Annotated in this window: 2 protein-coding genes and 1 pseudogene; 2 read left to right on the forward strand and 1 reads right to left on the reverse strand. The window is 60.8% G+C overall.

The annotated features are described in order from the left end of the window. The first annotated feature begins 102 nt into the window (after positions 1-102). Positions 103-999 carry a hypothetical protein gene (locus ACLML9_RS28480; RefSeq protein WP_411948388.1) on the forward strand — a complete coding sequence of 299 codons (897 nt, stop codon included), beginning with the start codon at positions 103-105 and terminating at the stop codon, positions 997-999. Between the two features lie 547 nt (positions 1,000-1,546). Here ACLML9_RS28480 and ACLML9_RS28485 read toward each other — a convergent pair. Then, positions 1,547-1,690, reverse strand: a complete 144-nt coding sequence (locus ACLML9_RS28485) for a hypothetical protein (protein WP_411948389.1) — start codon at positions 1,688-1,690, stop codon at positions 1,547-1,549. Between the two features lie 232 nt (positions 1,691-1,922). Here ACLML9_RS28485 and ACLML9_RS28490 point away from each other — a divergent pair. Beyond that, positions 1,923-2,246, forward strand: a pseudogene (locus ACLML9_RS28490) (23S rRNA (adenine(2503)-C(2))-methyltransferase RlmN); the annotation flags it as partial. Positions 2,247-2,341: the final 95 nt, after the last annotated feature.

The following is a 2,341-nucleotide window of genomic DNA, read 5'->3' on the forward strand; positions in this document are numbered from 1 at the left end:
AGAACCCCACACCGTTCGTGTGGACCAAGACCTCTGATGAGATCCTCGAACGACTCGCCTCATATTTACAACGAATTCCAGGCGCGGAACACTAGGGGCACGTTGCAGTTCAGCACCGACCACTTGGCCCACGCGCTGTTCACCACCGGCCGTGCGCCTGCGGACCAGTTCCGGTTTGGCAAAGCGTCGACCTGGGAGTGGCTGCATCGAGCATCTCTCATCCCGGCCTACATTCGCCGTCAGCCCGGCGGTGCACTGACACGTTCTCGGCTGGCAGCCGACCTTGACCGATCAGAATTGGTTGGCTTGTCCTACGCGCTCGGCACTGCGATGACCGGGGTCTTTTGCGAACATGTGCTGGGCGTCAGCCACCTGTTACACATCGATCGCTATGCCTCGACATACGGAGTCATTTTCGGTTCCGGACGTCAGCGCGCGGACTTGATCGGATGTTCTGCGTCAGGGTGGGTGGTGGCGGAAGCCAAAGGACGCTCCCGGGCGATGGAACGCGCATTGCGGGCCAAGCTTGTTGCGCAGAAACGTTCCGTGATTTCGATTGCGTCCGCCCCGCCTTGGATTGCGCTAGGGTGCGTCGCTTCGTTCCCCAATGGACGGGAGATGATCGTCGAGGCTTTCGACCCTGAGGAACCGACCGAGGAGGCGATCGCTCTCGATCGGCTGACTCGTGACCACTACCTCTACGCCTATTATCGGCCTTTCATAGAAGCGGTCGAGGTTGGTGATCGCGGGGATCGCCTATCGAAAAGCCCATTCGAGCAGGCTCATTTCGGTGCGTTCGGCATCGAGATCGGCTTACTGCGCGAGATCGCTCAACTGGTCAGGGGAGTCGAATCTCCGTTTCGCGTGAGTGGGCTCGGTGAGCGCATCGACGAACGACTTGTTTCGGCTCAGGAACGCGGTACCGAGATGTTTCGCGACGGTTCGATGGTTCGGACGGACTGGGTAGATGAAATTCGGGACCAGACCGGCAACAACTGACCCATCAGGTGAAGCGGTCAACGTATGGAATTCGGACTCTGAGCTACGAAAATCGCCGCGAGTGCCGGAGTCGGGTTCGGCTGGTGAGATCGCGTCTGTGAGGACAGGTCATAGTTGTCATCGGGCGGGGAGCTGGCCTCATGGTTCAGTCCGGTCTACAGGTCATGGATGTCACTACGGGCGGGTTTTAGTTGTCACAAGAGGTGTCTGGTCGTAGGCACGCCGGACTCGCCTGGCCAGCTTCACCCTGCCCGATACCGAGGGTTGCAAGTTCAGCGAAGGCGACACGTAGGTCGAGACCGGCGGTGCGGAGTGCGGATTCCGCCGCACTGCCTTGTCGTCACCGAGGTTCGGGTGGTGGTGGGTTGCTCTCGAAGTAGCCGTAACCGGTCGGGTCTACCTGCCGTGGCGACACTTCGCGCAACACGTTGACGATCTTGCGCCAGCGGCTCCGCTCGGCCGTCAGGGCCATCTCAGCGCCCTGCCGAGTCGCGATCGCGATCTCGGTCTGGCCGGGGTTCGGGTCGCGTTCACGAAACTGCGCGATCTAGCGTTGACCTTGCTCGATCTCGCCGTCGATCGCCTCGGCGGCAGCTATCAGTTCTGGAGTGATCGGGAGCGCATTCGCGAACGTCTCGCTCGCGGCCGTCAAGTCCTTGCCCTGTCCAAACATCCGCTCATTCTCCACCAACGATCGCAATGTGACGGGGATCCTCTGGGCCAAGGCCCGGTCGATCGGCACCTGGTGACAGACACAACCTGCAGGTGACAGATAAAACCTGTCGTCACAGCGTCTGACCTGACCTTCAGTACTCGCCGAGGATGAAGATGCTCGAACGTATATTCGCACGTTCGTGATGCCACAAGGCTGTCATCTCTGCCGATTCGGAATAATCGCTGGTCAGAGCATTTGTAAAACGGGGGGCATGGGCGAGCCGCTGGCGAACTACAAGCGGGTGGTGAACGCGGTACGCCGCATCACCTCGCCCGCCCCCGACGGTCTCGGTATCTCGCAGCGCAATGTGGTGGTGTCGACGGTCGGTCTGGCTCCCGCGATCCGCAAACTCGCCGATGAGGACCTCGCGGTGACGCTCGCGGTATCCCTGCACACCCCGGACGACGAATTGCGCGACACCCTGGTTCCGGTGAACAGCCGCTGGCCGGTTTCGGAAGTGCTCGACGCCGCTCGCTACTACGCCGACAAATCCGGCCGGCGGGTATCCATCGAGTATGCGCTCATCCGGGATTGAGGTTCACCCCGAATAGTGGACAGGGGATCAAGCAGCTGTAGCTGCCGCGGAGAGTGAATGTTCGTAAGCGATCGGGCTGATCATCCCGATCG

This window comes from Nocardia sp. NPDC002869 (assembly GCF_046764065.1).
Taxonomy (GTDB): domain Bacteria; phylum Actinomycetota; class Actinomycetes; order Mycobacteriales; family Mycobacteriaceae; genus Nocardia; species Nocardia rhamnosiphila.